Origin of the sequence: Pseudomonas sp. B14(2022) (genome assembly GCF_012030485.1) — a bacterium.
GTDB lineage: Bacteria > Pseudomonadota > Gammaproteobacteria > Pseudomonadales > Pseudomonadaceae > Aquipseudomonas.
In genome coordinates this window covers 177,090-201,289 of record NZ_JAAUVM010000004.1, presented here as the reverse complement: position 1 = coordinate 201,289, position 24,200 = coordinate 177,090, and the positions used below count along the sequence as shown (strand labels likewise).

The 24,200-nt window shown below is 61.5% G+C and carries 19 protein-coding genes and 6 pseudogenes; 14 read left to right on the top strand and 11 right to left on the bottom strand.

The annotated features are described in order from the left end of the window. Positions 1-138 precede the first annotated feature (138 nt). From glcD to HCF10_RS08800, 4 genes are read left to right on the top strand one after another with little or no spacing between them, the layout of a single operon-like run. Positions 139-1,638 (top strand): glycolate oxidase subunit GlcD, encoded by a 1,500-nt coding sequence (glcD, locus tag HCF10_RS08815; protein WP_131696423.1) that lies wholly within the window; start codon positions 139-141, stop codon positions 1,636-1,638. Continuing rightward, positions 1,638-2,702 carry a glycolate oxidase subunit GlcE gene (gene glcE / locus HCF10_RS08810; RefSeq protein ID WP_167655310.1) on the top strand — a complete coding sequence of 355 codons (1,065 nt, stop codon included), beginning with the start codon at positions 1,638-1,640 and terminating at the stop codon, positions 2,700-2,702. The genes glcD and glcE overlap by 1 nt, the downstream gene beginning before the upstream one ends. A gap of 3 nt (positions 2,703-2,705) precedes the next feature. Then, on the top strand, positions 2,706-3,947 hold the full coding sequence (glcF, locus tag HCF10_RS08805; RefSeq protein ID WP_167655309.1) for a glycolate oxidase subunit GlcF: 1,242 nt from the start codon (positions 2,706-2,708) through the stop codon (positions 3,945-3,947). Further along, positions 3,944-4,345: a heme-binding protein gene (locus HCF10_RS08800; protein ID WP_167655308.1), complete on the top strand. Its 402-nt coding sequence runs from the start codon at positions 3,944-3,946 to the stop codon at positions 4,343-4,345. The genes glcF and HCF10_RS08800 overlap by 4 nt, the downstream gene beginning before the upstream one ends. 34 nt (positions 4,346-4,379) lie before the next feature. On the opposite strand, the pseudogene HCF10_RS31790 reads toward HCF10_RS08800, so the two are convergent. After that, a pseudogene (locus HCF10_RS31790) lies at positions 4,380-4,670 on the bottom strand (hypothetical protein); the annotation flags it as partial. A gap of 27 nt (positions 4,671-4,697) precedes the next feature. On the opposite strand from HCF10_RS31790, the pseudogene HCF10_RS08790 reads away from it, so the two are divergent. Next, positions 4,698-4,919, top strand: a pseudogene (locus HCF10_RS08790) (UTRA domain-containing protein); the annotation flags it as partial. A 52-nt stretch (positions 4,920-4,971) separates the two neighbouring features. Here the strand turns inward: HCF10_RS08790 and HCF10_RS08785 are convergent. Further along, positions 4,972-6,780, bottom strand: coding sequence for an ABC transporter ATP-binding protein (locus tag HCF10_RS08785; protein ID WP_167655307.1), 1,809 nt, complete (start codon positions 6,778-6,780; stop codon positions 4,972-4,974). A 224-nt stretch (positions 6,781-7,004) separates the two neighbouring features. Next, a complete protein-coding gene (locus tag HCF10_RS08780) occupies positions 7,005-7,898 on the bottom strand; it encodes a DMT family transporter (protein ID WP_167655306.1) in 894 nt (297 codons plus the stop codon). A gap of 156 nt (positions 7,899-8,054) precedes the next feature. Between HCF10_RS08780 and HCF10_RS08775 the strand changes: the two genes are divergently transcribed. Then, entirely contained in the window at positions 8,055-8,636 is a 582-nt protein-coding gene (locus tag HCF10_RS08775) for a helix-turn-helix domain-containing protein (RefSeq protein WP_131696651.1), read from the top strand. Positions 8,637-8,809: 173 nt separating this feature from the next. Here the strand turns inward: HCF10_RS08775 and HCF10_RS08770 are convergent, their stop codons facing one another. Beyond that, on the bottom strand, positions 8,810-9,745 hold the full coding sequence (locus HCF10_RS08770; RefSeq protein ID WP_131696429.1) for a helix-turn-helix domain-containing protein: 936 nt from the start codon (positions 9,743-9,745) through the stop codon (positions 8,810-8,812). Positions 9,746-9,986: 241 nt separating this feature from the next. On the opposite strand from HCF10_RS08770, the gene oxdA reads away from it, so the two are divergent. The 8 genes and pseudogenes from oxdA to HCF10_RS08735 all read left to right on the top strand — a co-directional run bounded on the left by oxdA (position 9,987) and on the right by HCF10_RS08735 (position 18,566). Beyond that, complete coding sequence (gene oxdA, locus HCF10_RS08765; protein WP_167655305.1) at positions 9,987-11,045, top strand: aliphatic aldoxime dehydratase; 1,059 nt, start codon at positions 9,987-9,989, stop codon at positions 11,043-11,045. A gap of 333 nt (positions 11,046-11,378) precedes the next feature. Further along, positions 11,379-12,893, top strand: a complete 1,515-nt coding sequence (locus HCF10_RS08760; protein ID WP_167655304.1) for an amidase — start codon at positions 11,379-11,381, stop codon at positions 12,891-12,893. An 84-nt stretch (positions 12,894-12,977) separates the two neighbouring features. Then, a complete protein-coding gene (nthA, locus tag HCF10_RS08755) occupies positions 12,978-13,562 on the top strand; it encodes a nitrile hydratase subunit alpha (protein WP_131696432.1) in 585 nt (194 codons plus the stop codon). Between the two features lie 40 nt (positions 13,563-13,602). Further along, positions 13,603-14,265, top strand: coding sequence for a nitrile hydratase subunit beta (nthB, locus tag HCF10_RS08750; protein ID WP_167655303.1), 663 nt, complete (start codon positions 13,603-13,605; stop codon positions 14,263-14,265). Further along, entirely contained in the window at positions 14,262-15,521 is a 1,260-nt protein-coding gene (locus HCF10_RS08745; protein ID WP_167655302.1) for a GTP-binding protein, read from the top strand. Before nthB ends, HCF10_RS08745 begins: the two co-directional genes overlap by 4 nt. 19 nt (positions 15,522-15,540) lie before the next feature. Beyond that, positions 15,541-16,554 (top strand): annotated as a pseudogene (locus tag HCF10_RS31680) (PAS domain-containing protein); the annotation flags it as partial. After that, positions 16,540-16,809, top strand: a pseudogene (locus HCF10_RS31975) (methyl-accepting chemotaxis protein); the annotation flags it as partial. The pseudogenes HCF10_RS31680 and HCF10_RS31975, both read left to right, overlap by 15 nt. A gap of 116 nt (positions 16,810-16,925) precedes the next feature. Beyond that, a complete protein-coding gene (locus tag HCF10_RS08735; protein ID WP_167655300.1) occupies positions 16,926-18,566 on the top strand; it encodes an AMP-binding protein in 1,641 nt (546 codons plus the stop codon). 30 nt (positions 18,567-18,596) lie between these two features. Here the strand turns inward: HCF10_RS08735 and HCF10_RS08730 are convergent, their stop codons facing one another. From HCF10_RS08730 to HCF10_RS31325, 7 genes and pseudogenes are all read right to left on the bottom strand, one after another. Then, positions 18,597-19,667 carry a protein-glutamate methylesterase/protein-glutamine glutaminase gene (locus HCF10_RS08730; protein ID WP_131696437.1) on the bottom strand — a complete coding sequence of 357 codons (1,071 nt, stop codon included), beginning with the start codon at positions 19,665-19,667 and terminating at the stop codon, positions 18,597-18,599. Continuing rightward, complete coding sequence (locus HCF10_RS08725) at positions 19,664-20,182, bottom strand: chemotaxis protein CheD (RefSeq protein ID WP_167655299.1); 519 nt, start codon at positions 20,180-20,182, stop codon at positions 19,664-19,666. Before HCF10_RS08725 ends, HCF10_RS08730 begins: the two co-directional genes overlap by 4 nt. Beyond that, positions 20,175-20,978 carry a CheR family methyltransferase gene (locus HCF10_RS08720; RefSeq protein ID WP_131696439.1) on the bottom strand — a complete coding sequence of 268 codons (804 nt, stop codon included), beginning with the start codon at positions 20,976-20,978 and terminating at the stop codon, positions 20,175-20,177. The genes HCF10_RS08725 and HCF10_RS08720 overlap by 8 nt, the downstream gene beginning before the upstream one ends. A 21-nt stretch (positions 20,979-20,999) precedes the next feature. After that, positions 21,000-21,524: a chemotaxis protein CheW gene (locus tag HCF10_RS08715; RefSeq protein ID WP_131696440.1), complete on the bottom strand. Its 525-nt coding sequence runs from the start codon at positions 21,522-21,524 to the stop codon at positions 21,000-21,002. Between the two features lie 55 nt (positions 21,525-21,579). After that, positions 21,580-22,092: a chemotaxis protein CheW gene (locus HCF10_RS08710; RefSeq protein ID WP_131696441.1), complete on the bottom strand. Its 513-nt coding sequence runs from the start codon at positions 22,090-22,092 to the stop codon at positions 21,580-21,582. Positions 22,093-22,095: 3 nt separating this feature from the next. Further along, a pseudogene (locus HCF10_RS31330) lies at positions 22,096-22,674 on the bottom strand (methyl-accepting chemotaxis protein); the annotation flags it as partial. Between the two features lie 321 nt (positions 22,675-22,995). Beyond that, positions 22,996-23,619, bottom strand: a pseudogene (locus tag HCF10_RS31325) (methyl-accepting chemotaxis protein); the annotation flags it as partial. Positions 23,620-24,200 lie beyond the last annotated feature (581 nt).

The following is a 24,200-nucleotide window of genomic DNA, read 5'->3' as shown; positions in this document are numbered from 1 at the left end:
AATAAAGAAACAACGATTAAACAACTGGTTCGACCAGACCAACAACCCATAGACAGTAAAACGCCCCAGGCGAATGATGCAAGCCAGCTGCATCGGAACAGACCTCGAATAAAAACAACTGAGGGTCGCCTACCGACTATGAATATTCTCTACGATGAACGCGTCGACGGCGTCCTGCCTGACGTCGACAAACAGGCGCTGTTGCAGGCCCTGCAGACTCGGTTGCCTGATCTGGAAATCCTGCACCAGCGCGAAGCGCTCAAGCCATACGAATGCGACGGCCTCTCCGCTTATCGCACCACGCCCATGCTGGTGGTGCTGCCGCGCCACATCGATCAGGTGCAGGGCGTGCTTCGAGTCTGCCATGAGCGGCGTGTACCGGTTGTGGCTCGTGGTGCGGGCACTGGTTTGTCCGGCGGTGCGCTGCCGCTGGAAAAAGGCGTGTTGCTGGTGATGGCGCGCTTCAACAACATTCTGCACATCGACCCCGCCGCCCGCACCGCCCGGGTTCAGCCGGGGGTACGCAACCTGGCGATTTCCCAGGCGGCTGCGCCATTTGGCTTGTATTACGCGCCGGACCCTTCCTCGCAGATCGCCTGTTCCATCGGCGGTAATGTGGCGGAAAACGCCGGTGGCGTGCATTGCCTGAAGTATGGGCTGACCGTGCACAACCTGCTCAACGTCGACGTGCTAACCGTCGACGGCGAACACGTGAGCCTGGGGTCCCAGGCCCTCGACTCTCCGGGTTTCGATCTGCTCGCGTTGTTCACCGGCTCCGAAGGCATGCTCGGGGTGATCACCGAGGTCACGGTCAAGCTGCTGCCCAAACCACAAACGGCCAAAGTGCTGCTGGCAGCCTTCGACTGCGTCGAAAAGGCTGGCCGTGCGGTGGGGGACATCATTGCCGCCGGCATCATCCCAGGCGGCCTGGAAATGATGGACAACCTGGCCATTCGCGCCGCCGAAGACTTCATTCACGCCGGCTACCCGGTGGACGCCGAAGCGATTCTGTTGTGTGAACTCGATGGCGTAGAAGCCGACGTCCACGACGACTGCGACCGCGTGCGCCAAGTGCTGGAACAGGCCGGCGCCACCGAAGTGCGCCAGGCTCGCGATGAGGCCGAACGCGTGCGTTTCTGGGCCGGGCGCAAGAATGCGTTTCCGGCGGTGGGCCGCCTCTCACCGGATTATTACTGCATGGACGGGACGATCCCGCGCCGCGAACTGCCTGGCGTGCTGCACGCTATCGCGGCGTTATCGACCGAGTACGACCTGCGGGTAGCGAATGTTTTCCACGCCGGCGACGGCAACATGCACCCGCTGATCCTGTTCGATGCCAATCAACCGGGCGAACTCGATCGCGCCGAAGCCCTGGGCGGCAAGATCCTCGAATTGTGCGTGAAGGTCGGCGGCAGCATTACCGGTGAACATGGTGTGGGCCGCGAAAAGATCAATCAGATGTGCGCCCAGTTCAATAGCGATGAGCTGAACGTGTTCCACGCCGTCAAAGCCGCATTCGACCCAGGCGGATTGCTCAACCCTGGCAAGAACATCCCGACGTTGCATCGATGCGCCGAGTTTGGCGCCATGCACGTTCATCTGGGTCAGATGCCCTTCCCCGACCTGGAGCGTTTCTGATGCACAGCGAACACGCTATCGACGCCAGCGCAGCGCTGCTGGAGCAGGTCAACCAGGCGCTGAACAACGCCACGCCGCTGCTCATCCAGGGTTCCAACAGCAAGGCGTTCCTTGGACGCGCAGTCACAGGTGAAGTCCTCGACACGCGCGCCCACCGTGGCATCGTCAGCTACGACCCGACTGAACTGGTGATCACCGCCCGTTGCGGCACGCCCTTGGCGGAGTTGGCAGAAGTGCTGGACGCCTCGCAACAGATGCTGCCTTGCGAACCGCCCTCCTTCGGTGAACACGCCACCGTGGGCGGCATGATTGCCTGCGGACTCTCGGGGCCACGGCGTCCGTGGTCAGGATCGGTCCGCGACTTCATCCTCGGAACACGGCTGATCACCGGACAGGGCAAGCATTTGCGCTTCGGCGGCGAGGTCATGAAGAACGTCGCCGGCTACGATCTGTCGCGCTTGATGGCCGGCAGTTACGGCGCGCTTGGGGTGGTGACCGAAGTGTCCCTCAAGGTCCTGCCCAAACCACGGCAAACCTTGAGCATCAGCCTGGAGCTGGACACCGACCGTGCCTTGCTGCGCCTGGCGGAATGGGGGCAACAACCGCTGCCGATCAGCGCCGCGTGTCACGATGGCCAGCGCCTGCACCTGCGACTCGAAGGGGGTGAAGGCTCGGTGGCGGCGGCCCATGACCGCCTGGGCGGTGAGTGTCTGGACGCTGCCTACTGGCATGACCTGAACGAACACCGGTTGAGTTTCTTCGATGAGGACCTGCCCCTTTGGCGCCTGTCCTTGCCGCACAACACGCCCCGATTGTCGCTGCCAGGGACGCAACTGATCGATTGGGGGGGCGCCCAGCGCTGGCTCAAATCCGACGCCGACGCGAGTGTCATTCGCGCGGTGGTCGATAAACTCGGCGGGCATGCGACCTGCTACCACCCGGGCCTGATCGACAGTCCCTTCCAACCGCTGCCCGACACGTTGATGCGCTACCACCGGAATCTGAAGCAGCAACTCGATCCACGGGGCATCTTCAACCCCGGTCGCCTGTACGCGGAGCTTTGAACCATGCAGACCACCTTGAGCGAAGACGCCCGCCGACTGCCTCGCGCTGAAGAAGCCGAAAGCATCCTGCGCAGTTGCGTGCACTGCGGTTTTTGCAATGCCACCTGCCCGACCTATCAACTGCTGGGCGATGAACTGGATGGCCCGAGGGGGCGCATCTACCTGATCAAGCAAGTGCTCGAAGGCAATGAAGTCACGCGCAAGACCCAGGAGCACCTGGACCGTTGCCTGTCCTGCCGTAACTGCGAAAGCACCTGCCCCTCAGGCGTCGACTATCACAACTTGCTCGACATCGGCCGGGCGGTGGTCGACGCAGCTGTACCGCGCCCACTCAGTCAACGCTTGCTGCGCGAGGGGTTGCGCAGCGTCGTCCCCAATCCCGCGCTATTCAACGTGCTGATCAGCAGTGGCCAGCTATTTCGGGCATTGTTGCCCAACACCTTGCAGGCCAAGTTGCCTCGCCGCGCCTACCCGGTCAAACCGCGCCCGACCCCACGCCACGCCCGTCAGGTATTGATGCTTGAGGGCTGCGTGCAGCCGAGTCTGTCCCCCAATACCAACGCCGCCACGGCGCGGGTGCTGGATCGACTGGGGATCAGCGTCATATCGACCCATGAGGCAGGCTGCTGCGGTGCCGTGGACTATCACCTCGACGCTCAGGCGGCCGGCCTTGAGCGTGCGCGGCGCAACATCGATGCATGGTGGCCGAGCATTGAAAGCGGTGCCGAGGCCATTGTGCAAACCGCCAGCGGCTGCGGTGCCTTTATCAAGGATTATGGCCACCTGCTCAGCACCGACCCGGCGTATGCCGACAAGGCGAAAAGGGTCAGTGCCCTGGCCAGGGACTTGGTTGAAGTGCTGCGCGGCGAGCCGCTGGATAAGCTTGGCGTACACAGCGACCAGCGCCTGGCGTTCCACTGCCCCTGCACGTTGCAGCACGCGCAAAAACTCGGCGGTGCCGTTGAAGCCATGCTGACAAGCCTGGGATTCAACCTGACCGCTGTTCCCGACAGCCACCTGTGCTGCGGCTCGGCGGGCACCTACTCGCTGACCCAGCCCGAATTGTCGCGACAACTGCGCGATAACAAGCTCACTGCGTTGGAAAGCGGCCACCCCGACGTCATCGCCACCGCCAATATTGGCTGCCAGTCCCACCTCGACGGAGCGGGGCGCACCCCGGTCAGGCACTGGATCGAACTGGTCGAGGCCGCGTTGCCCTCACCCAGTATTGGAGAATCCCCATGAAAACCAAAGCCGTACTGAGCCAGACCGAAGTCAGCCAAATCCTTGCGGCTGCACGCACCGAAGCCCGCAGCAATCAATGGGCCGTGACCATCGTCATTGTCGATGACGGCGGCCATCCCCTGGCCCTTGAACGCCTCGACGGCTGCGCGCCGGTCAGTGCCTACATCGCCACCGAAAAGGCCCGCACCTCGGCACTGGGTCGGCGTGAGTCCAAAGGGTATGAAGAGATGGTCAATGGCGGACGCTATGCCTTTTTGTCAGCGCCCTTGTTGACCGCCCTCGAAGGCGGTGTGCCGATCATCGTCGACGGCCAGGTAATCGGCGCCGTCGGTGTGTCCGGGGTCAAGTCTGGCCAGGATGCACAGGTGGCCAAAGCCGGGGCGCAATGCCTGAGCTGAACCGGCCCCTTGTGGCGAGCGGGCTTGCCCCGCGTTGGGGTTCAGACGGATCGCCGACCTTGATGTAGTTGTCGATGCGGCTGCGGATCTGCAACGTCGCGCCGGCCAATTGCGACAGGTCGATTTCGATACTGTCGGTTTCGCCGTTGGTGTCGGTGCGAAAGGCCAGGGTCGTGGCGTCCTTGCGCCATACGGTTTGCTCCGGGTGATCGAGGCCCAAGGCGCGAAAACCGTTGATGACCGCTCCCGTCACGCGCCTTTCTCCGGTCCAGTAGGCGCCGCGATAGCGGTCCTTGATGCGTGCGCCGCCCAGGCGCAACCGGACGGCCCGAGGATCGCGACAAACTCACCCGGCCTGGCCGTCATCCGTGCCGACCTGGCCATTCGTGCGCAAACGGCCGATACCAGCCTGGCCAGCACCCTGCACGTCAAACGCGGCACCGCGCTGCTGGTGATGGAGCGCAGCTCTTACTTTGTCGACGGGCGCTGCTGCGACCGCACCACCTTCTTTATCCGCCCGGAACGCTATGCGTTTGTGCTCAGCGGCGTGTTCAAATCCGGCCCTGCCAAATAGAGGTCCGCACACGTCGCTTGAAGGGATCGGAAGATACGCGGCGGTGGGTTTCCTAGCGATAACCCCGCGCCTGAACGTCGAACAGCTCGGCATAACGTCCACCCGCAGCCATCAGCTGGCTATGGCTGCCCTCCTCCAGAATCTGCCCGCGTTCCAACACAATAATGTGATCCGCACTGCGCACACTGGAAAAACGGTGGGAAATCAACAGGGTCATGCGGCCCTTGGCATGCTCGCGAAAGTGCTCGAACACCGCCGCCTCAGCCCCGGCATCCAGCGCGGCGGTGGGTTCATCGAGGATCAGCAGATCGGCATCCTGACGCATGTACGCCCGCGACAAGGCGACTTTCTGCCACTGCCCACCGGACAGTTCCTGACCTCCGAACCAGCGTCCCAGCTGGGTTGAATAGGTATGGCTCAGGCGCTCGATAAAATCGGCCGCCACGCCTTGAGTGGCAGCGCTGCGCCAGCGTACCTGGTCGTCCAGGGCGTCGACGTCACCCACCCCCAGGTTTTCGCCGACGGTCATCTGGTAGCGGATGTAGTCCTGGAAAATAACGCCGATGCGCTGGCGCAGGGTGTGTTCGTCCCACTCCTGCAGGTCACTGCCATCCAGCAGGATGCGGCCTTCATCCGGGGCATACAGACGGGTCAGCAGTTTGATCAGGCTGGTTTTGCCGGAGCCATTTTCACCCACCAGCGCCAGGCTTTTCCCCGGTGCCAGGTGCAGGTTGATATTGCGCAGCGCGGCAGATTCAGCACCGGGGTAGGTGAAACCCACCTGTTCGCAGCGCAGGCCATCGCCAGGGCGCGCCCCTTGGGTGAGTCGGCCGCGCGGCGTGATCACGGGGGTTTCAAGGTATTCATACAGGTCCGAGAGAAACAGGCTGTCGTCGTACAGCCCGGCAATGGCGCTGAGGCTGGCGGTTATTGCGGCCTGCCCCTGCTTGAACAGCACGATGTACATGGTCATCTGGCCCAGGCTCGTCTGGCCACGCACGGTGTCGAGTACCACCCAGGCGTAGGCCAGGTAAAACGCTGCGGTGCCCAGCAGGCCCAATGCGAAGCCCCAGGCATCGCGGCGCAGCGTCAATTGGCGGTCCTCGGTATACAAACGCTGGGCGTTGTCGCGATAGCGCTGGAGGAACAGCGGTGCCAGGCCAAACAGCTTTACCTCCTTGGCATGGGACTCGTGGGAGAGCAAGGATTCCAGGTAGTTCTGCTGACGCGTCTCCGGTGCACGCCGGTGGAACAAGCGGAACGCATTGCCGGAAAAATGCGTCTCGGCGAAGAACACCGGCAACGCACCGACCACCAGAATCAACAGGGCCCACGGCGAAAAGTGCACCAACAGGACAGCAAAGCTGACCAGCGAAATGAGGTTCTGCACCAACCCCAGTCCTTTGGTCACCAGGCTCAGCGGGCGCGTCGAAGCACCCTGGCGCACCCGCACCAACTTGTCGTAGAACTCAGCGTCTTCAAATTGCAGCAGCGAAAGGGTCTGGGCTTTCTCCAGGACCATCAGGTTGACCTTCACGCCCAGCTTCACCCGCAACAGCGACTGCTGCATCGACAGCGCCCGTTGTGCCGCCGCCAACAACGCCAGCACACCGGCCTCGGCCAGCACGTAGCGCATCACCGGCCACACGGGTGCCTGGCTGCCGGCCGCATGAACCTGCATGGCGTGGACCACGCCATCAACAATGCGCTGTCCAATCCAGGCGGCCAGTGCGGGCAGCAGTCCGGCGACAATCGTCGCCAGCAACAGCCCCGTGAACAGTGGCCGTGAGGTTTCCCACACCAGTCCCAGTGCCCTGCGCGCCTGGATCGAAAACGCGCTCAATCGATTGAACAGCACCATGAATGGCACGGACTCCTAGAGGGTTGTGAAAGCGGGCCGGACTGCCGAGAGCCATGGATACGGGCGGGCTCTGCGCCACTCGCTCCCGGATCCAGGCGCGCCCCCCGGATTATGACAGGCCGTGACACCAGAACCATGAGTATTCATGGATGTTCTTCCCAGGCGCATTGCCGCCAGTGGTTGGCGTGACGTCTTTTGACTCGATGGCGGTTGGGCGCCCGACCTTACGTCACGTCATGACGCCCCGCGCGGCCCAGCGACCAGCCAAAATTCATACCCGCCGCCGCCAGCAGGATCGCGCCTGCGCCCATCACCTGCAGGGTGCTGAGGGGATGGGCGAAGGCTACCCAGTCGACCAGGATGGCGACAATCGGATAGATGAACGACAGTGCCCCGACCAGTGCCGTGGGGATTTTCTGGATGGCGCTGTACAGCAGGGTCGACATCAGCCCGGTATGGACCACCCCGATAATGATCAGGTAAGTCCAGGCGCCCTTGAGCGTTTCGCCCCCAGTGAAGTCCACGAACGGTGCCAGCACCAGCACGCCGACCACCATCTGGATCAGCACGATCAGGTGCGCGGGAAAATCCTTGAGACGCTTGGTGATAGCCGCCGCCACGGCATAGCAAAAGGCCGAAGCCAGCGCCAGGCAGACGCCCAGCAGGTAGTCGGCGCCGGTGGCCTGCCCACGGCCCTTGGCGGACACGATCAGCATCAGCCCGGCGAAGGCCAACAGCAGCCAGCCGACCTTGGCGACACTGAGGCGTTCGGCAAAAAACAGCGCACCCAGGCCGACCAGCATGAACGGCTGAACGTGGTAGACCACCGTGGCAATGGCGATAGAGGCATGTGTGTAGGCACCGAACAGCAGCACCCAGTTGAGGATCAGCGCCACCCCGCCCAGGCACACCAGAATGAATGGCCGGGCAGCGATCCGCGCGCTGCGCAGCCCCCCAGGCACCAGGTACGCGACCAGCATCGCCATGGCGCCGAACAGGCAACGCCAGAACACCACCGCCTCCGGGCTCTGCCCCGACATGACGACGAACCAGCCGACTGTGCCGGAGATGGCCATGGCCAAGGTCATTTCGAGCGTCCCACGGGTTTTCGACTTCATCACTTATGGCTTCCTTGCTATCGACATCACCATGGCCCAAGCCACCGTTCGCGGGGAAATAGGCTGGCAAATACAACTTTATAATGAACTAATGGCCGATATACTGAACATACCCCCCAAGAGCGTCAACCCATTCAAGGATGGTTTATAAAACAAATGACCGATATAACGAACAACCTGCCGGGAAATAATCCGAGTCGAATCGATCTGCTGGCGCTGTCAATCAAGCGCGAGCGCCTGGCCGCCGGGCTTTCCTTGACCGAGCTGGCGAAGCGCGCCGGGGTAGCGAAGTCGACCTTGTCTCAATTGGAGTCGGGCATCGGTAACCCCAGCATCGAAACCTTGTGGTCGCTGGCGATGGCCATGGGCTTGCAAGTCACCCGGTTCTTCGAACAACCCCGGCAGGCCCTGCGGGTGATTCGCGCTAACGAGGGCATGACCGCCTATGCCGAGACGGCCCATTACGCAGCGACACTGCTTGCCGATTGCCCGGCCGGCGTACAGCGCGACATCTACCGACTCAAGGTGCAGCCCGGCGAAGTTCGTCTGTCTCAGCCTCACCCGCAGGGCACCGTAGAGCATGTGGTGCTGTGCAGTGGCAGTGCACGTATCGGCCCGGCGAGTGGCCCGGTGTTGCTCAACGCCGGCGACTACATCAGCTACTTGGCGAATGTGCCTCATGTGTTCGAGGCACTTGAGGCGGACACCACGGCGGTGATGGTGATCGAGCATTCGTGAGGTGGGAGCACCTTGACGCCTGTCAAATCCGTAGCTGCCGAGCCCCGGCGAGGCTGCGTCGGTCGCGATTCGCGGCTTGAATCGGCAGGGGGATCGCTAGCAACTTAACCCTTTCATCTCGTCAATTTTATCGAGCAGGACGCCAATAACCCCCGCCTTTTTTTGGGGCCCCGTCAGTTGCGCGTCAAGAGCGTGTGAGGCGCAACACCAAACGCCTTGCGAAACGCGTGGCTGAAGTGGGAGAAATCGGAAAAACCGAAGTCCAGTGCGGCTTGGGAAACGCTGCGCACCTGGCCGCACTCGATGGCCGCCCGACTGGCATTCAGCCGTTCTTTCCAGATCTCTGCGACCGGGCTTTTCTGATGACGGGCGAATGCACGGGTCACCGTTCGGGTGGACACGTGGTGGGCTTGGGCGATCAGCTCGATCGACAGTTCTCGCTCGCTCAAGTGGTGCTGGATGTAGGTCATTATCCGCGCATAAAGATCCAGCTCCTGATGAGTCGTCTTCAGGTCCTGGAGTTCCAGGCTAATCACGAGCAGGTCGATTATCGTGTTGGAGTAACGATTGCAAATGCCTCCATCCTCCAGAAGCACGGGAGTGTTCGCCATCTGGCGCAGCATCTCGCGCAACGGCACCACGCCGGGGCGGCGGTCATCCAGCACCATTGCGGTGCATTCCGCCACACGCGGCAACCGCTCAGTCAGTAACTGCCGAGGGATGCGCATCAAGTGGTTTTCGCTCCCCCCCAGGCTGAATCGGAACGGTCGGGTTGCGTCATAAAGGAACAAATTACCGGCCCCCAGTGTGGCCTTGCGCCCCTCTTGCTCAATTTCGCCATACCCATTGAGGGTGAAGCCCAGCCACAGGTCTTCTGCGGGGCCACTGCGTAAATGCCGCTCGGAACGGACCCAATGATGCAGCGGGGACGACAGCCTGGAGACATCCAGCGCCCCCACACCGGAGACCTGGAGCGTTCCGTTGAAATCGCTCTGGGTCGAGGGTTTGCTGTCAGCCATAAGACAATGGCGACACACCACTTCTTTCCAGTAATCGAAGCGACGCGGTTGCGAAACGGCAAGGGTGGAATATTGATTGTTCTGAGCCATGGCACTCACCTTAATGCAACGACTTGAAGCAGCGACACGCTGCCGGTCGATCCTGGAAAGCAAAATTCAGACCACGCCCAGCCCCCTTTATCGCTCCTGAGCCCTGGCATCCGGCACCTGTCTTTTCCAACCAAACGGTTGTCCTGGCGAACAAAGCGAGGCGGTTCGCACATGCCTGACTATGACCTCACGGCCTGTCCAGCCCGCTACGCCTGAACCTGAAAAAAACAAGGAGCCGCCCATGGAATCTGCGATCGACAAACACCTTAGATGCCCACGGACGTTGTCCCGCCGTGTGCCCGAGGACTACCAGCCGCCCTTCCCTATGTGGGTCGGCCGCGCCGACGAACACTTGAAGCAAGTGGTGATGGCCTACCTGGGCGTGCAGTTTCGCGGTGAGGCGCAGCGTGCGCGCGCCCTTAAGGCCATGCGCGACATCGTCGGCAGCTTCAGCCTGCCCGACGGCCCGCAGACCCATGATCTGACCCACCACACGGACAACAGTGGCTACGACAACCTGATGATCGTCGGCTACTGGAAGGACGCGGCGGCCTATTGCCGCTGGTTGCGATCACCGCCCGTCAATGACTGGTGGGCATCGCCGGATCGCCTGAACGACGGCCTGGGTTATTTTCGCGAAATCACCGCGCCGCGTGCCGAGCAATTCGAAACCCTCTACGCCTTCCAGAAGCAGTTGCCGGGGGTGGGCGCGATCATGGACACGACCAGCGGCGAGATCGAAGAGCACGGTTACTGGGGCTCGATGCGCGATCGTTTCCCGGCGTCCCAGACGGACTGGATGAGCCCCACGGGCGAACTGAAGGTGGTGCTGGGCGACCCGGCCAAAGGTGGCCGCGTCATCGTCATGGGCCATGACAACATCGCGCTGATTCGCTCCGGCCAGGATTGGGCTGACGCCGAGGCTGACGAGCGTTCACTGTACCTCGACGAAATCCTGCCGACGTTGCAGGACGGCATGGATTTCCTGCGCGATAACGGGGCGCCCCTGGGCTGCTACAGCAATCGATTCGTACGCAACATCGACCTCGACGGCAACTTCCTCGACATGAGCTACAACATCGGCCACTGGCGTTCGGTCGAGAAACTGGAACGCTGGGCGGAATCCCATCCCACCCACCTGCGCATTTTCGTCACCTTCTTCCGCGTGGCGGCCGGCCTGGTGAAATTGCGGCTGTACCACGAAGTGTCGGTCTCGGACGCCAAGAGCCAGCTGTTCGAGTACATCAACTGCCACCCGCAGACCGGCATGTTGCGTGATGCAGGTGTCGCGCAAAGCTGACACCCGGCACCGCGCCCTTCGTCCCGATTATTTTTTGGCCCTCATCTCTAGCGCATGAGGTCGGGGGCCACTTTTTGACAGGTATTTGACCATGAAGTCTCGTCGAGTCGTGCTGGGAATGCTGCCGTTTGTCAAAAGCCAAGCCCTTGAAGTGGCACCGGGCTGAGCTGTCCTGTTCAGCCAAACGAGTGTCCTGTTCAACCAAGCCGCCGTGGCAAAACAGGCCTAATTTGTTCTCCATTGCCACCCGGAATGATCCGACCCCGAAGGTGCAGGAAGTGTTTGAACAGCCTCACGCCTTCCCACCGACCACCGATGAAATCAAGGAAAATCATGGCCATTATTCGCCCCACGCTTGATCAACTGCAGGACCTCGCCACCCAGTTGCACATGCAACTGACGCCTGAACAGGCAGCGCAGTATCTGGACCTGATGCAACCGAGTTTCGATGCCTACGACCTGGTCGACGAACTGCCTGATTTCGTTCCGCCCATACGCTACGAACGCAGTTCGGGCTATCGGCCCTCGGACAAGGAAAACCCGCTGAACGCCTGGTACTGCCGGGCTGAAGTGAACGGGGCCCGTGAGGGCCTGCTGGCCGGCAAAACCGTCGCGTTGAAAGACAACATTTCCCTGGCGGGTGTGCCGATGATGAACGGCGCGGCGCCGCTGGCCGGTTTCGTACCGTCATTCGACGCCACCGTGGTCACACGTCTGCTGGATGCCGGGGTGACGATCCTGGGCAAGGCCACCTGTGAGCATTACTGTTTGTCCGGCGGCAGCCACACTTCTGATCCGGCCCCCGTGCACAACCCCCATCGTCACGGTTACGCCGCCGGCGGTTCTTCCTCGGGCAGTGCGGCGTTGGTCGCAGCCGGAGAGGTGGACATGGCCGTTGGCGGTGATCAAGGCGGGTCCATCCGAATCCCGTCGTCCTTCTGCGGCACCTACGGCATGAAGCCGACCCACGGCCTGGTGCCCTACTCCGGGGTCATGGCGATTGAAGCCACGATCGATCATGTCGGCCCCATCACCGCCAACGTGCGCGACAACGCGCTGATGCTGCAAGCCATGGCCGGCGCGGATGGGCTTGATCCACGCCAGGCCTCGCCGCAGGTCGATGACTATCAGAGCTACCTGGCGAGGGGTGTGCGCGGGCTCAGGATCGGCGTATTGCAAGAGGGGTTTGCGCTTGCCAACCAGGATCCTCGCGTCGCCGAGAAAGTGCGTGACGCCATCGCCCGTCTCGAGGCGTTGGGCGCGCATGTCGAGCCGGTGTCCGTTCCCGAGCACAACCTGGCAGGGTCGTTGTGGCACCCCATCGGCTGCGAAGGGTTGACCATGCAGATGATGCATGGCAACGGCGCGGGCTTTAACTGGAAAGGCCTCTACGATGTCGGCCTGCTGGACAAACAGGCCGGCTGGCGCGAACAGGCCGACCAATTATCCGCGTCGCTCAAGCTGTGCATGTTCGTCGGTCAATACGGACTCACCCACTACAACGGGCGTTATTACGCCAAAGCGCAAAACCTCGCGCGCTTTGCCCGACAGGGCTATGACAAGGCACTCCAGACCTACGACCTGCTGGTGATGCCGACCACGCCGATCATCGCCCAACCCCACCCACCGGCCGATTGCTCGATCACTGAGTACGTGGCGCGCGCACTGGAAATGATCGGCAACACCGCGCCACAGGACATCACCGGGCATCCCGCCATGTCGATTCCGTGCGGGCGGGTAGACGGCCTGCCCGTCGGGCTGATGCTCGTCGCCAAACACTATGCCGAAGGCACCCTTTACCAGGCTGCGGCGGCGTTTGAAGCATCCGTGGACTGGCGCACGCTCTGAGCCGTCGACGGGCGTCGCCGGCGCCCGAAGAACAATAAGAAATCCAATGACTTTACCCCCGTGTTGACTGATAGGAATAACCCCATGAGTACAGCTACTTCAACGCCCGGCGAAAGAGCCTGGGCATTGTTTCAAGTCCTCAAGAGCAAGGAACTCATCCCGGAGGGCTATGTCGAGCAGCTCACGCAATTGATGGAGCACGGCTGGAGCCCCGAGAACGGCGCCCGTGTGGTGGCCAAGGCATGGGTCGATCCGCAGTTCCGGGCACTGTTGCTCAAGGACGGCACCGCTGCGTGCGCCCAGTTCGGCTACACCGGCCCCCAGGGCGAATACATCGTCGCCCTGGAGGATACGCCGACGGTGAAGAACGTCATTGTCTGCAGCCTGTGCTCCTGCACCAACTGGCCGGTCCTCGGCCTGCCACCGGAGTGGTACAAGGGTTTCGAGTTTCGCGCACGCCTGGTCCGGGAGGGGCGTACGGTACTGCGCGAACTGGGAACGGAGTTGCCGCGGGACATGGTGGTCAAGGTCTGGGATACCAGCGCCGAAAGCCGCTACCTGGTCGTGCCGGTCAGGCCTGAAGGCTCAGAACACATGAGCGAAGAGCAGCTTCGAACGCTGGTGACCAAAGACGTGCTGATTGGCGTCGCCCTGCCCCGCGTGGGCTGAAAACAACACCTCATCATCGTTCACTCCCGGAGTTTTGATTATGGATGGCTTTCACGATCTCGGCGGTTTCCAAGGCTTTGGAAAAGTCCCCCACACCATCAATAGCCTGAGCTACAAACAGGTGTTCAAGCAGGACTGGGAGCATCTGGCCTACAGCTTGATGTTCATCGGTGCCGACCACTTGAAAAAGTTCAGCGTGGACGAAGTGCGTCACGCCGTCGAACGCCTGGACGTGCGCCAGCATGTCGGCACCCAGTACTACGAACGCTACGTCATCGCGACCGCCACCCTGCTGGTCGAAACCGGCGTGATCACCCAGGCTGAGCTTGATCAGGCCTTGGGCTCCCACTTCAAGCTGGCGAATCCCGCCCATGCCGAGGGCCGCGCGGCGATCACGGGGCGGCCGCCCTTCGAGGTGGGAGATCGGGTGGTCGTGCGAGACGAATATGTGGCCGGACACATCCGCATGCCCGCCTACGTGCGCGGCAAGGAAGGCGTGGTCCTGCACCGGACGTCAGAGAAATGGCCGTTCCCGGACGCGATTGGCCATGGCGATGTAAGCGCCGCCCATCAACCCACCTACCACGTCGAGTTTGCCGTGAAAGACTTGTGGGGGGATGCGGCCGATGAGGGTTTTGTGGTGGTCGACCTGTTCGAAAGCTACCTGGACAAGGCCGCCGGCACGCGCGCGGTGAACCCATGACAGACGGCGCCCAGGCAAACCGACTGCCGGTGACGGTCCTTTCGGGCTTCCTCGGCGCCGGCAAAACCACCCTGCTCAACCATATCCTGCGCAATCGCGAAGGCCTGCGCGTGGCCGTCATCGTCAATGACATGAGCGAAGTCAATATCGATGCCGAAGAGGTGCAGCGCGATGTCGCGCTGCACCGGGGTCGCGATGAGCTGATCGAGATGAGCAACGGTTGCATCTGCTGCACCCTGCGCGCTGACTTGCTCGAGCAGATCAGTATGCTCGCACGCCAGCAGCGTTTCGATTACCTGCTGATTGAATCCACGGGGATCTCCGAGCCGATGCCGGTCGCAGAGACGTTCGCCTTCCTTGACGCTGAGGGCTTCAGCCTCAGCGAACTGGCGCGGTTGGATACCTTGGTAACGGTGGTCGATGGCAGTCGTTTCCAGGAACTGCTCGAATCACCGGACACCGTTGACCGCGACGACGCAACACCGGACGCGCCCAAGCGCCATCTGGCCGATCTGCTGATCGAACAGGTGGAGTACGCCAACGTTATTCTCGTCAACAAGCTGGACCTGATCGATGCGGCGCACTACCAGGCCGTGCAGGCGATCCTCACGGGCCTCAACCCGACTGCGCGGATCCTGCCGATTGCCCACGGCAACGTGCCGTTAGCCAGCCTCCTTGGCACCCATCTGTTTGATTTACCCAGCCTCGCGGCGTCGCCGGGCTGGATGCGGAAAATGGAAGTGGCAGACGCGGCGGTCTCCGAGTCAGACACCTATGGCGTAACGTCCTGGGTGTACCGTGAGCGCGCACCGTTCCACCCGCAACGTTTGCTCGACTTTCTCGAGCGGCCCTGGTGCAACGGGCGGTTGCTGCGCAGTAAAGGTTACTTCTGGATTGCCAGCCGCCACCTGGAAACCGGCCTGTTGGTGCAAAGCGGCAAGCGGTTCCAGTGGGACTATGTCGGGCGCTGGTGGAACTTCATCGAGCCGTCGCAATGGCCCCAGGATGAATATCGGCGGCAAAGCATCATGGCCAAATGGGACAGCGTGGTCGGCGACTGCCGGCAGGAGTTGGTGTTTATCGGCCAGGGGCTCGACACCGACGCGTTACAGCGCGAGCTCGACACCTGCCTGCTGAGTGCGCGGGAAATCGCCGCCGGCCCCCTGGCCTGGCAGGCACTGCCAGGGGCGACAGCCTTTGACCAACGGGCCCTTGTCCGCATACCCACACAGCCCATGGCGATTGACGCCATTTGATCCGAGATAGAGGTGGCCCATGCTCTTTTTCAGCCGAACCAACCGCTGGGTATTGGCTCCGCTTGCCGACAGACTGGATGAGCCTGACCAGGCGAGTACACCGCTGTCGTCGAGCAACCCGTTATTGCGACGCATCCTGGCGGGCGTCGAGACATTGCTGCAAGAGCGGCGAGCACTGAAAGCACAGACACACGCGCTGGCATTGGAAGCCACCCAATTGGCCGAGCACCTGGCCCGCCGCGACGCGCTTCTGCAGGAACGGGAGGCTAGCTGGGCGCTTATCGCTCAAGGCGCAGGTGAACTGTTTTGGGAACTGGAACCGACAGGTGTTGCTGCACCCGCGCCGGAGTGGGCCATGAGGTGGACAGGGTCCGCGTCGATCCCGACCCAAGGTATTGATCTACTTGGCCGCTGGAACGAGCAACTGCACGCGACGGACCGGCAACGCCATCTTGACGCGCTTGCCCGGCACCTGGCTGATCGCAGCGGGCGAACCCCCTTTACGCTGGACGTACGCATGGCCCTTGCATCAGACGGTGACTATCGCTGGTGCAGGATCAGCGGAGTCGCGCGCCGCGATGCGCAAGGCGTACCGGTCGCCATCGGCGGAAACCTGCGTGACATTCATGAACAGCGCCTGCACGAAGAGTCACTCGAACTGGCGGCCACACGCTTCGAGATTTCCCGTGAAATGCTCCATGACGGGCTCTGGGACATTGAGGTGGTGGCGGGTGATCCGGCGAACCCGAAAAACACCATCTGGTGGTCTTCGCAAATGCGGCGACTGCTGGGTTACACCACGGTTGAGGAATTTCCCAATACATTGGAAAGCTGGACCTCACGCCTGCATCCAGACGACAGCGCGCGGGCAATCGCGGCGTTTGTCGCCCACGTCGAAGACCACAGCGGAAAAACACCCTTTGATGTCGATTATCGGCTCAAGCACAGCAGTGGCAATTACCGCTGGTTTCGCGGCCGTGGGCAAACGCGCCGCGCAGAGGACGGTTCCCCGCAAAGAGTGGTGGGCGCCATCACCGATATCCATGCCCACCATGAAGAAAACACCCTGCGTGAGGCTCAGGAACACCAGCACCGAGTGATGCAGGAGACCCTGCGCAAGCTGACGCACATTGTCGCCACCATCCAGGGCATCGCCAGCCAGACCAATCTGTTGGCATTGAACGCTGCCATTGAGGCCGCCCGCGCTGGCGAAGCCGGACGCGGGTTCGCGGTGGTCGCCGATGAAGTTCGCAAGCTGGCGACCCGCACCAGCCAGGCGACCCAGCAAGCGGCCGACATGATGGACAGCTAGCCCCCTCAGCGACGCGTCGTCGTTCAATGGGCAAGTCGTGGGCAACGCAACTATTGGCAGTACACACCCAACAATAAGAACCAGGTATCGTTATGCGTGATTATCAAGCTGTGGCCACATCCTTCAATTACCAGCAGACCGCCGAGCGGGCTTTGCACGGCGACCTCACTGCCCTGAACGCCTGCGTCGAATGCTGCGACCGACACGCCCACGACGACGCCGTGGCGTTGTATTGCGAAGCGCAGGATGGCAGCGCCACGCAATACACATTCAGCCAGTTGCAGGCCAGCGCTGCACGCTTCGGTCATTTTTTGCGCGAGCAAGGGGTAAAACCGGGCGACCGCGTTGCCGGCCTGATGCCACGCACGGTTGAACTGCTGATTGCCATCTTGGGGACCTGGCGGGTGGGCGCTGTCTATCAGCCGCTCTTCACCGCATTTGGTCCCAAGGCGATCGAGCAACGATTGGGCTGCTCCAACGCGCGCTGGATCGTAACGGATCCCCAAAACCGTCCCAAGCTGGATGAGATTGCCAACTGCCCAAGCGTCGTCATCACCGGCGACTGCCCGCAAAACCCAAGCGATTACCCGTTCTGGAGCACCCTGGATTGCCAGGGCGCAGAATGCGAACCGGTGCTGCTGGACGCCGACGCGCCGTTCCTGCTCATGTGCACATCGGGTACCACGGGGCCGGCCAAGCCGCTGGAAGTGCCGTTGCGCGCCATGCTGGCCTTCAAGGGCTATATGCGCGATTCGATTGGCCTGCGTGAGGACGACCGCTTCTGGAACCTGGCCGATCCCGGCTGGGCCTATGGCCTGTATTACGCAGTGACCGGCCCGCTGGCGTGTGGTCATGCCACGCTGTTCTACAACGGCCCTTTCACGGTGGAGAGTACGTGCCGAGTCATTGCCAAGTACGCAATCACCCATCTGGCCGGCTCACCCACGGCTTATCGCCTGTTGATTGCCGAAGGCGCAGCGTTCGCCGGCGCCGTGCGCGGCCGCCTGCGTGCCGTCAGCAGTGCCGGCGAGCCGCTCAACCCACACGTGATCCGTTGGTTTGCCGAGCAACTCGGCGTGACCATTCACGACCATTACGGCCAGACGGAAATCGGCATGGTGTTGTGCAATCACCATGGTTTGCGTCACCCGGTCCGTGAGGGCTCGGCGGGTTATGCGGTGCCCGGCTACCGCATCGTCGTGCTGGATGAGGCGCATCGGGAATTGCCGGCGGGTCAGCCGGGCGTCCTGGCGGTGGATCGCGAGCGCTCGCCCCTTTGCTGGTTCGACGGCTACCTGGGTATGCCCACTCGGGCCTTTGTGGGCCGCTATTACCTCAGCGGCGACAGTGTGGAACTGAATGACGACGGCAGTATCAGCTTCGTTGGCCGCAACGATGATGTGATCACCACGTCCGGCTACCGCGTCGGGCCGTTCGACGTCGAGAGCGCGCTGATCGAACACCCGGCGGTGATCGAAGCGGCGGTGATCGGCAAGCCCGACCCGCAGCGCACCGAGCTGATCAAAGCCTTTGTCGTACTCGGCAGCCAGTATCAGCCGAGTGCCGAGCTGGCCGAAGTACTGCGCCTGCATGTGCGGCAACGCCTGGCCGCGCATGCTTATCCCCGGGAAGTGGAGTTCGTCGACCAGCTCCCCAAGACCCCCAGTGGCAAGTTACAGCGCTTCATTCTGCGCAATCAGGAAATTGCCCGGCAGCAGGCGCTCGATGCATGAAAGCGTGGCCGTTATGCCCAGGCTGAACAGTCAGCGGCGCTGATGCATGGATTGCAGAATGGCCGCCGAGATCTGCTCAAGGGGCAACTCACGCTCCACGGCACCCAGCTTGAACGCCTCCTTGGGCATGCCATACACCACACAGGACTCTTCATCCTGGCCCAGGGTGCGGGCACCGTTGTCGTGCATTTCCTTCAGGCCCCGGGCGCCATCGTCGCCCATCCCCGTCATGATGATCCCCAACGCGTTACTGCCGGCACTGCGGGCAACCGAACGAAACAGCACATCAACCGAAGGTCGATGGCGGCTGACCGGCGGACCGTCGACAATTTCCACCTGGTATTGGGCGCCGCTGCGCTTGAGCACCATATGTCGGCCACCGGGGGCAATCAGCGCGCAACCGGGGATAACCCGGTCACCGTTCTTCGCCTCCCTGACCTCGATCTCGCACAGTCGATTGAGGCGCTCGGCAAACGCAGCGGTGAAGTGTTCGGGCATGTGCTGCACGATCACGATTCCCGGGCAAACCCTGGGCAAGGCGGTCAACACCAACTCCAGGGCTTGGGTGCCGCCCGTGGACGTACCAATGGCGACAATGTTCTCGGTGGTGCGCGCCATCGCCTGGGTACCCGCGGGCAATATGACGTCGGCCGTCAGCCTTGCCGGTACCCGTTCACTGGACGGCACCATACGCTTCATGTTGGCCCGCGCAGCGGCCTTGACGGCGCCCGCCAATTCATCAGAACTGTCGGTCAGAAACTGACGCAGGTTGAGTTGTGGCTTGGTCACAATACTGACCGCGCCGGCCGCCAGGGCCTGCATGGTCGTGGCCGCGCCCTTTTCGGTCAGCGTGGAGCAGATGACCACGGGCGTGGGGCGTTCGGCCATCAACTTCTTCAGGAACGTAATGCCATCCATCCGTGGCATCTCGACGTCCAACACAATCACATCCGGCCATTGCTTGTTCATCTTGTCCATGGCAAACACCGGGTCTGCCGCCGCGCCGATCACCTCAATAGCGGGGTCTTGCCCCAGGGTCGCCGTCAGCACCTGACGCACCACGGCGGAATCATCAATGATCAGCACTTTGATAAGGCTCATGTCGCACGCTCTCCATGAGGGCTGCTAGGGGTTCGCAAGGCCAGGTAGTTGAGTTCTATTTCGCCGCTGGTGAGATCGAACACAATGGTCCGATAACCCACGCCTTCCACATGAAAGTGTTGACACTGCAAATGATGCAGATCGAGCAGGCGCATGGCCTGCTCGACATTGCGCTGGCCGACGTAATCGTTGTCCGAGCGCACAAACCCAGGAAACATGTTCCCGCCGCCAAATACGCTGATCCTGAACTCAGCAGGCCGGGCCTTGATCGACTGTATTCGAGCGAGCAACAATTCAAACGCCTCATTGCCGTAGCGACCATCCAGGACGCCGGGTTTGGCCACGGCGCGCTGTGGCAGCAGGTAGTGACACATGCCCCCCAGCAAGCGCCGGGGATGCCAGAACACCAAGGCAACACACGACCCCAGCACCGTACGTAGGTGAATCGCACCCGAGCCGAAAAACCAATCGCCAGGATTCAGGAACACCTCGTTGGACGGTCGGCAGTCAGGCATGTGGCCTCCGGTAGATGGAAGGCTTGACCAGTCGCAGCTGGTCGGTAATGCCGTTGAGGCTCTCCGAATGGCTGACCAGAAAGTACCCGCCCGGCTTCAAGTGGCTGATCAGTCGCTTGACCACTTGCACTTTGGTGTCGTTGTCAAAATAGATCATCACGTTGCGCAGGAAGATCACATCAAACATCCCCAGTTTCGGCAGCGGGTTGTTCAGATTGATCGACTGGAAATTGATCTTTGCCGCCAGCGCCGGGTCGACCATGAAACAACCGTGGTTGGCTCCCACGCCCTTGAGGCAATACTTGTTCAGCAGCGCCTCAGGGATGCCACGTGTGCCGTCGAGGGGATAACGCCCAAGGCGGGCTTTGTCCAACACCCGGCTGCTAATGTCCGATGCGACAATCTCCCAGGGCCGGCCGGCGAGGTTGTCAGCCAGGACCATCGCCAGGGTATAGGGTTCTTCACCGGTCGAGCACGCGCCACTCCATATGCGCAACGGTCCGCTGCCACGCAGTTCGGGCAACGCTACATCACGCAGGAAATCAAAATGCTTGGGCTCACGAAAAAAGTAGGTTTCGTTGGTCGTCAGCAGATCCACCGCCACCTGCAACTCCGCGCTGTCCTTCATCAACACCCTGTAGTAAGCGCCGTAAGTGTTGAGCGTGAGCACCTGCAAGCGCTTGGCCAGGCGAGTGCTCACCAACTGTTTTTTGGCATCGGACAGGCTGATGCCCGCGATTTGGTAAATGAGGTCACGAAACTGCGCGAACTCGGCGTCAGAAAGGATCACGTTCATAAGGACATTCCCACAGCACACTCAGGCGATCGAAGGTAGCGAAGACTCAAGGTTGGACAGCGCATCGACCTGTTCCAGGGACAACACGCGACCGATGTCCAGTAACAGCACAAAACCGCTTTCCAGCTTGCCGATACCCAGTAAAAAATCGGCCCTCACATCGGTACCGAAATTCAACGAAGGCTCTATATCCTGATCGGCGATCTCCAGTACCTCGCTGACCGCATCGACGATGATGCCCACCGGTTTGCGCTGGGCATTGGCCTGTACCTCGATGATCACAAAGCAGGTCCTTGGGGTCTGCACCGTGCGTTCGCCGCGAAAGCGCACCCCCAGGTCGAGCACGGGGACCGCCGCGCCACGCAGATTAATCACCCCGCGTATGCTGGGAGGCAGCAACGGCACGCTGGTGATCGGCCCGTATTCGATGATTTCCCGGACGTTGAGCGTGCCCACGGCAAACATCTCCTCCCCCAGCACAAAGGTTAGGTACTGGCTCGGGCTCGAGACTGTGGCATTGCCTGGACTGTCGATGGGTAGGGCCATGATTCACCTCGGATCAAATACTTTCCAGTCACGCCCGCAGGCGCTGGTGTGCTCGTCAAACAGACATCAGGCCGGCCATCTCATCGACACACAGCACATGCTCGATCTGCAGGAGCGTGACGAACTCGCCTCGCACCTTGGTCATCCCCCGGATGAAGTCGGTGCGAATATGATTGCCGAACGCCGGTGCGGGCTTGATATCAATGTCGAGTATCTCGATGACTTCGCTGACCGAATCCACCACCACCCCCAGGACCTGGGATTCGCCCTCCTTCGCGGCCTCAAGGATGACGATGCAGGTCCGACTGCCCAGTTCCGTCGTCCCCTTGTCAAAGCGTGCCTTGAGGTCCACGACCGGCACCACTGAGCCGCGCAGATTGATGACCCCCCGCAGGAATGCCGGCATCATCGGTACGGTGGTCACCTGGTTGTATTCGATGATTTCACGAACACTCAGGGTATTGACCGCGTACATCTCCTGAGCCGCCAGGAAGGTCAGGTACTGCAACGGTTCATCCACTGGCGGCGCAGGTTCGACAGCGCCCTGCCTGACCGCTGAGGTGCCCATGGGTCAACTCCCAAAGCGGACGAAACCGCCGTCCAAGGAGCGACTGTCATGGTCCTGCGTGGACATCGCGCGGCTGATCTGGGGCGTCGAGACATTGCGTCCGGCACGTTTGCTTTGCACGGTGAAAAACCCCATGAGTTCCTGCAGCTGCTCGGCCTGGCCACTCATTTCCTCGGCCGTCGCCGCCAGCTCCTCGGAGGCTGACGCGTTTTGCTGGGTCAGTTGGCTCATCTGCGACATCGCGCTGTTGATTTGCTCGGAACCGATGGATTGCTCTTCCGAGGCAGCCGCAATTTCCTGCACCAGGTCGGAGGTCTTGGCAATCGAAGGCACTATCTCGTCCAGCAAGTTGCCCGCCCGCTCGGCCAAGGCCACGCTGTTCTTGGCCACTTCACTGATTTCCTGTGCGGCGATCTGGCTGCGCTCCGCCAGTTTGCGCACTTCGGCCGCGACCACCGCGAAGCCTTTGCCGTGCTCGCCGGCCCGTGCCGCTTCGATCGCTGCGTTGAGCGCCAGCAAGTTGGTCTGGTAGGCGATGGAATCGACGATGCCGATTTTTTCGGCGATGGTTTTCATCGCTGCCACGGTGTCCTTCACGGCACGACCGCCTTCCGACGCTTCCTTGTTGGCTTTACCCGCCATGCCGTCGGTGACCTTGGCATTTTCGGTGTTCTGGGAAATGGACGCCGACATTTGCTCCATCGACGACGAGGTCTGTTCGACCGATGCCGCTTGCTCGGAAGCCGACTGAGCCATGCTTTGGGCGGTGGCGGAGATCTCTTCCGAGGCACTCGACAGCGAGTCCGCTGACCCGCGCACTTCGCCGATGATTTCCGAGAGTTTTTCCACCGTGTCGTTGACCGAGTTCTTCAGCTCGAGGAACTTGCCCTGGTAGTCACCGGTAATGGTGCGAGTCAGGTCGCCACCGGACATCGCCGACAACACGTCCATGGCCTCGGTAATCGGTACGATGATTGCGTCCAGAGAACCATTGATCCCGACGATGATGCGGCGGAAATCCCCCTGGTGCCGGGCCACGTCAGGCCGGGTGTCCAGCTTGCCGATCAGCGCACTGTCACTGATCTGGCTGGTGTCCTCGACAAGGGCCAGGATATTGGCGCGCAGTTGCTCGATGTTTTCGTTGATAAAGGCCTTTTTACCCGGGAACTGCTCCAGCGGAGCGGACAAATCGCCCTCGCCGAACGCGCGAATACAGGCCATGGCTTTTTTCTTCACGCTGATATGGCCGTTGACCATCTCATTGATACCCTGGCCGATATCACGGTACGAGCCCGCGAACCGCTCGACGTCAATCATGACGTCAATGTCACCTTTTTCATGCTCGCTGGACATGTGCTGCATTTCATTGATCAGCGCCAGGATGTTGGTGCGCAGCAGCTCGATGTTTTCGTTGATAAAGGCCTTTTTGCCGGGGAATTGTTCCAGGGGTGCAGACAGATCACCGTTACCAAAGGAGCGTATGCAGGCCATGGCTTTTTTCTTCACCGCGATGTGGCCGTTGACCATATCGTTGATGCCCTGGGCCATGGAGCGGTAACTGCCATGAAAGCGGCCGGCATCGATCTGTGCGTCGATCTCGCCCTTGTCGTGTTCACTGGACATACGGTCCATCTCCACGATCAACGCGTGCAGGTTCGCGCCCAACTGCTGCATGCTCGCCATCAGGCTGGTGGTGTCGCCCTGCTTGAGCGTCGCCTTGGCATTCAGCTCGCCAGCCGATAGACGTGCCGCATAGGCTTGCACCACGGTCGGTTCGGCACCGAGCCGGCGCATCAGGTTACGCCCGAGCAAGGTGCCGACCAGGATGGTTGCGAACAGAGTCAGGCCGCTCACCAACAGGATGATGTAGCGCGCATTCTTCTCGATGGTGGTGGCTTGCAATTGGCCTTTTCGCCCCAGCTCCAGGTTGTATTCGCGCAGCTCACTGATCGCTGAAATCACCGTGGTCTGCAACGGTTGGCTCGTCTCAATCAATGTACGGGCCGAGGCTTGATCACCGTTGTCGATAAGCTTGTCGAAGCGCGCCTGCAAGGCAGCGAACTCAGCCAAGTGACCACGCAGTTGTTTCAACAGCGACGCGTCATGCT

Bases quoted from the DNA above. Each gene is read 5' to 3' on its own strand.
- glcF (WP_167655309.1), top strand. From the start codon at position 2,706: ATGCAGACCACCTTGAGCGAAGACGCCCGCCGACTGCCTCGCGCTGAA.
- HCF10_RS08800 (WP_167655308.1), top strand. From the start codon at position 3,944: ATGAAAACCAAAGCCGTACTGAGCCAGACCGAAGTCAGCCAAATCCTT.
- HCF10_RS08780 (WP_167655306.1), bottom strand. From the start codon at position 7,898: ATGAAGTCGAAAACCCGTGGGACGCTCGAAATGACCTTGGCCATGGCC.
- nthA (WP_131696432.1), top strand. From the start codon at position 12,978: ATGAGTACAGCTACTTCAACGCCCGGCGAAAGAGCCTGGGCATTGTTT.
- HCF10_RS08775 (WP_131696651.1), top strand. From the start codon at position 8,055: ATGACCGATATAACGAACAACCTGCCGGGAAATAATCCGAGTCGAATC.
- glcD (WP_131696423.1), top strand. From the start codon at position 139: ATGAATATTCTCTACGATGAACGCGTCGACGGCGTCCTGCCTGACGTC.
- HCF10_RS08710 (WP_131696441.1), bottom strand. From the start codon at position 22,092: ATGGGCACCTCAGCGGTCAGGCAGGGCGCTGTCGAACCTGCGCCGCCA.
- HCF10_RS08725 (WP_167655299.1), bottom strand. From the start codon at position 20,182: ATGCCTGACTGCCGACCGTCCAACGAGGTGTTCCTGAATCCTGGCGAT.
- HCF10_RS08745 (WP_167655302.1), top strand. From the start codon at position 14,262: ATGACAGACGGCGCCCAGGCAAACCGACTGCCGGTGACGGTCCTTTCG.
- oxdA (WP_167655305.1), top strand. From the start codon at position 9,987: ATGGAATCTGCGATCGACAAACACCTTAGATGCCCACGGACGTTGTCC.
- HCF10_RS08785 (WP_167655307.1), bottom strand. From the start codon at position 6,780: ATGGTGCTGTTCAATCGATTGAGCGCGTTTTCGATCCAGGCGCGCAGG.
- HCF10_RS08720 (WP_131696439.1), bottom strand. From the start codon at position 20,978: ATGAACGTGATCCTTTCTGACGCCGAGTTCGCGCAGTTTCGTGACCTC.
- nthB (WP_167655303.1), top strand. From the start codon at position 13,603: ATGGATGGCTTTCACGATCTCGGCGGTTTCCAAGGCTTTGGAAAAGTC.
- glcE (WP_167655310.1), top strand. From the start codon at position 1,638: ATGCACAGCGAACACGCTATCGACGCCAGCGCAGCGCTGCTGGAGCAG.
- HCF10_RS08770 (WP_131696429.1), bottom strand. From the start codon at position 9,745: ATGGCTCAGAACAATCAATATTCCACCCTTGCCGTTTCGCAACCGCGT.
- HCF10_RS08730 (WP_131696437.1), bottom strand. From the start codon at position 19,667: ATGAGCCTTATCAAAGTGCTGATCATTGATGATTCCGCCGTGGTGCGT.
- HCF10_RS08715 (WP_131696440.1), bottom strand. From the start codon at position 21,524: ATGGCCCTACCCATCGACAGTCCAGGCAATGCCACAGTCTCGAGCCCG.
- HCF10_RS08735 (WP_167655300.1), top strand. From the start codon at position 16,926: ATGCGTGATTATCAAGCTGTGGCCACATCCTTCAATTACCAGCAGACC.
- HCF10_RS08760 (WP_167655304.1), top strand. From the start codon at position 11,379: ATGGCCATTATTCGCCCCACGCTTGATCAACTGCAGGACCTCGCCACC.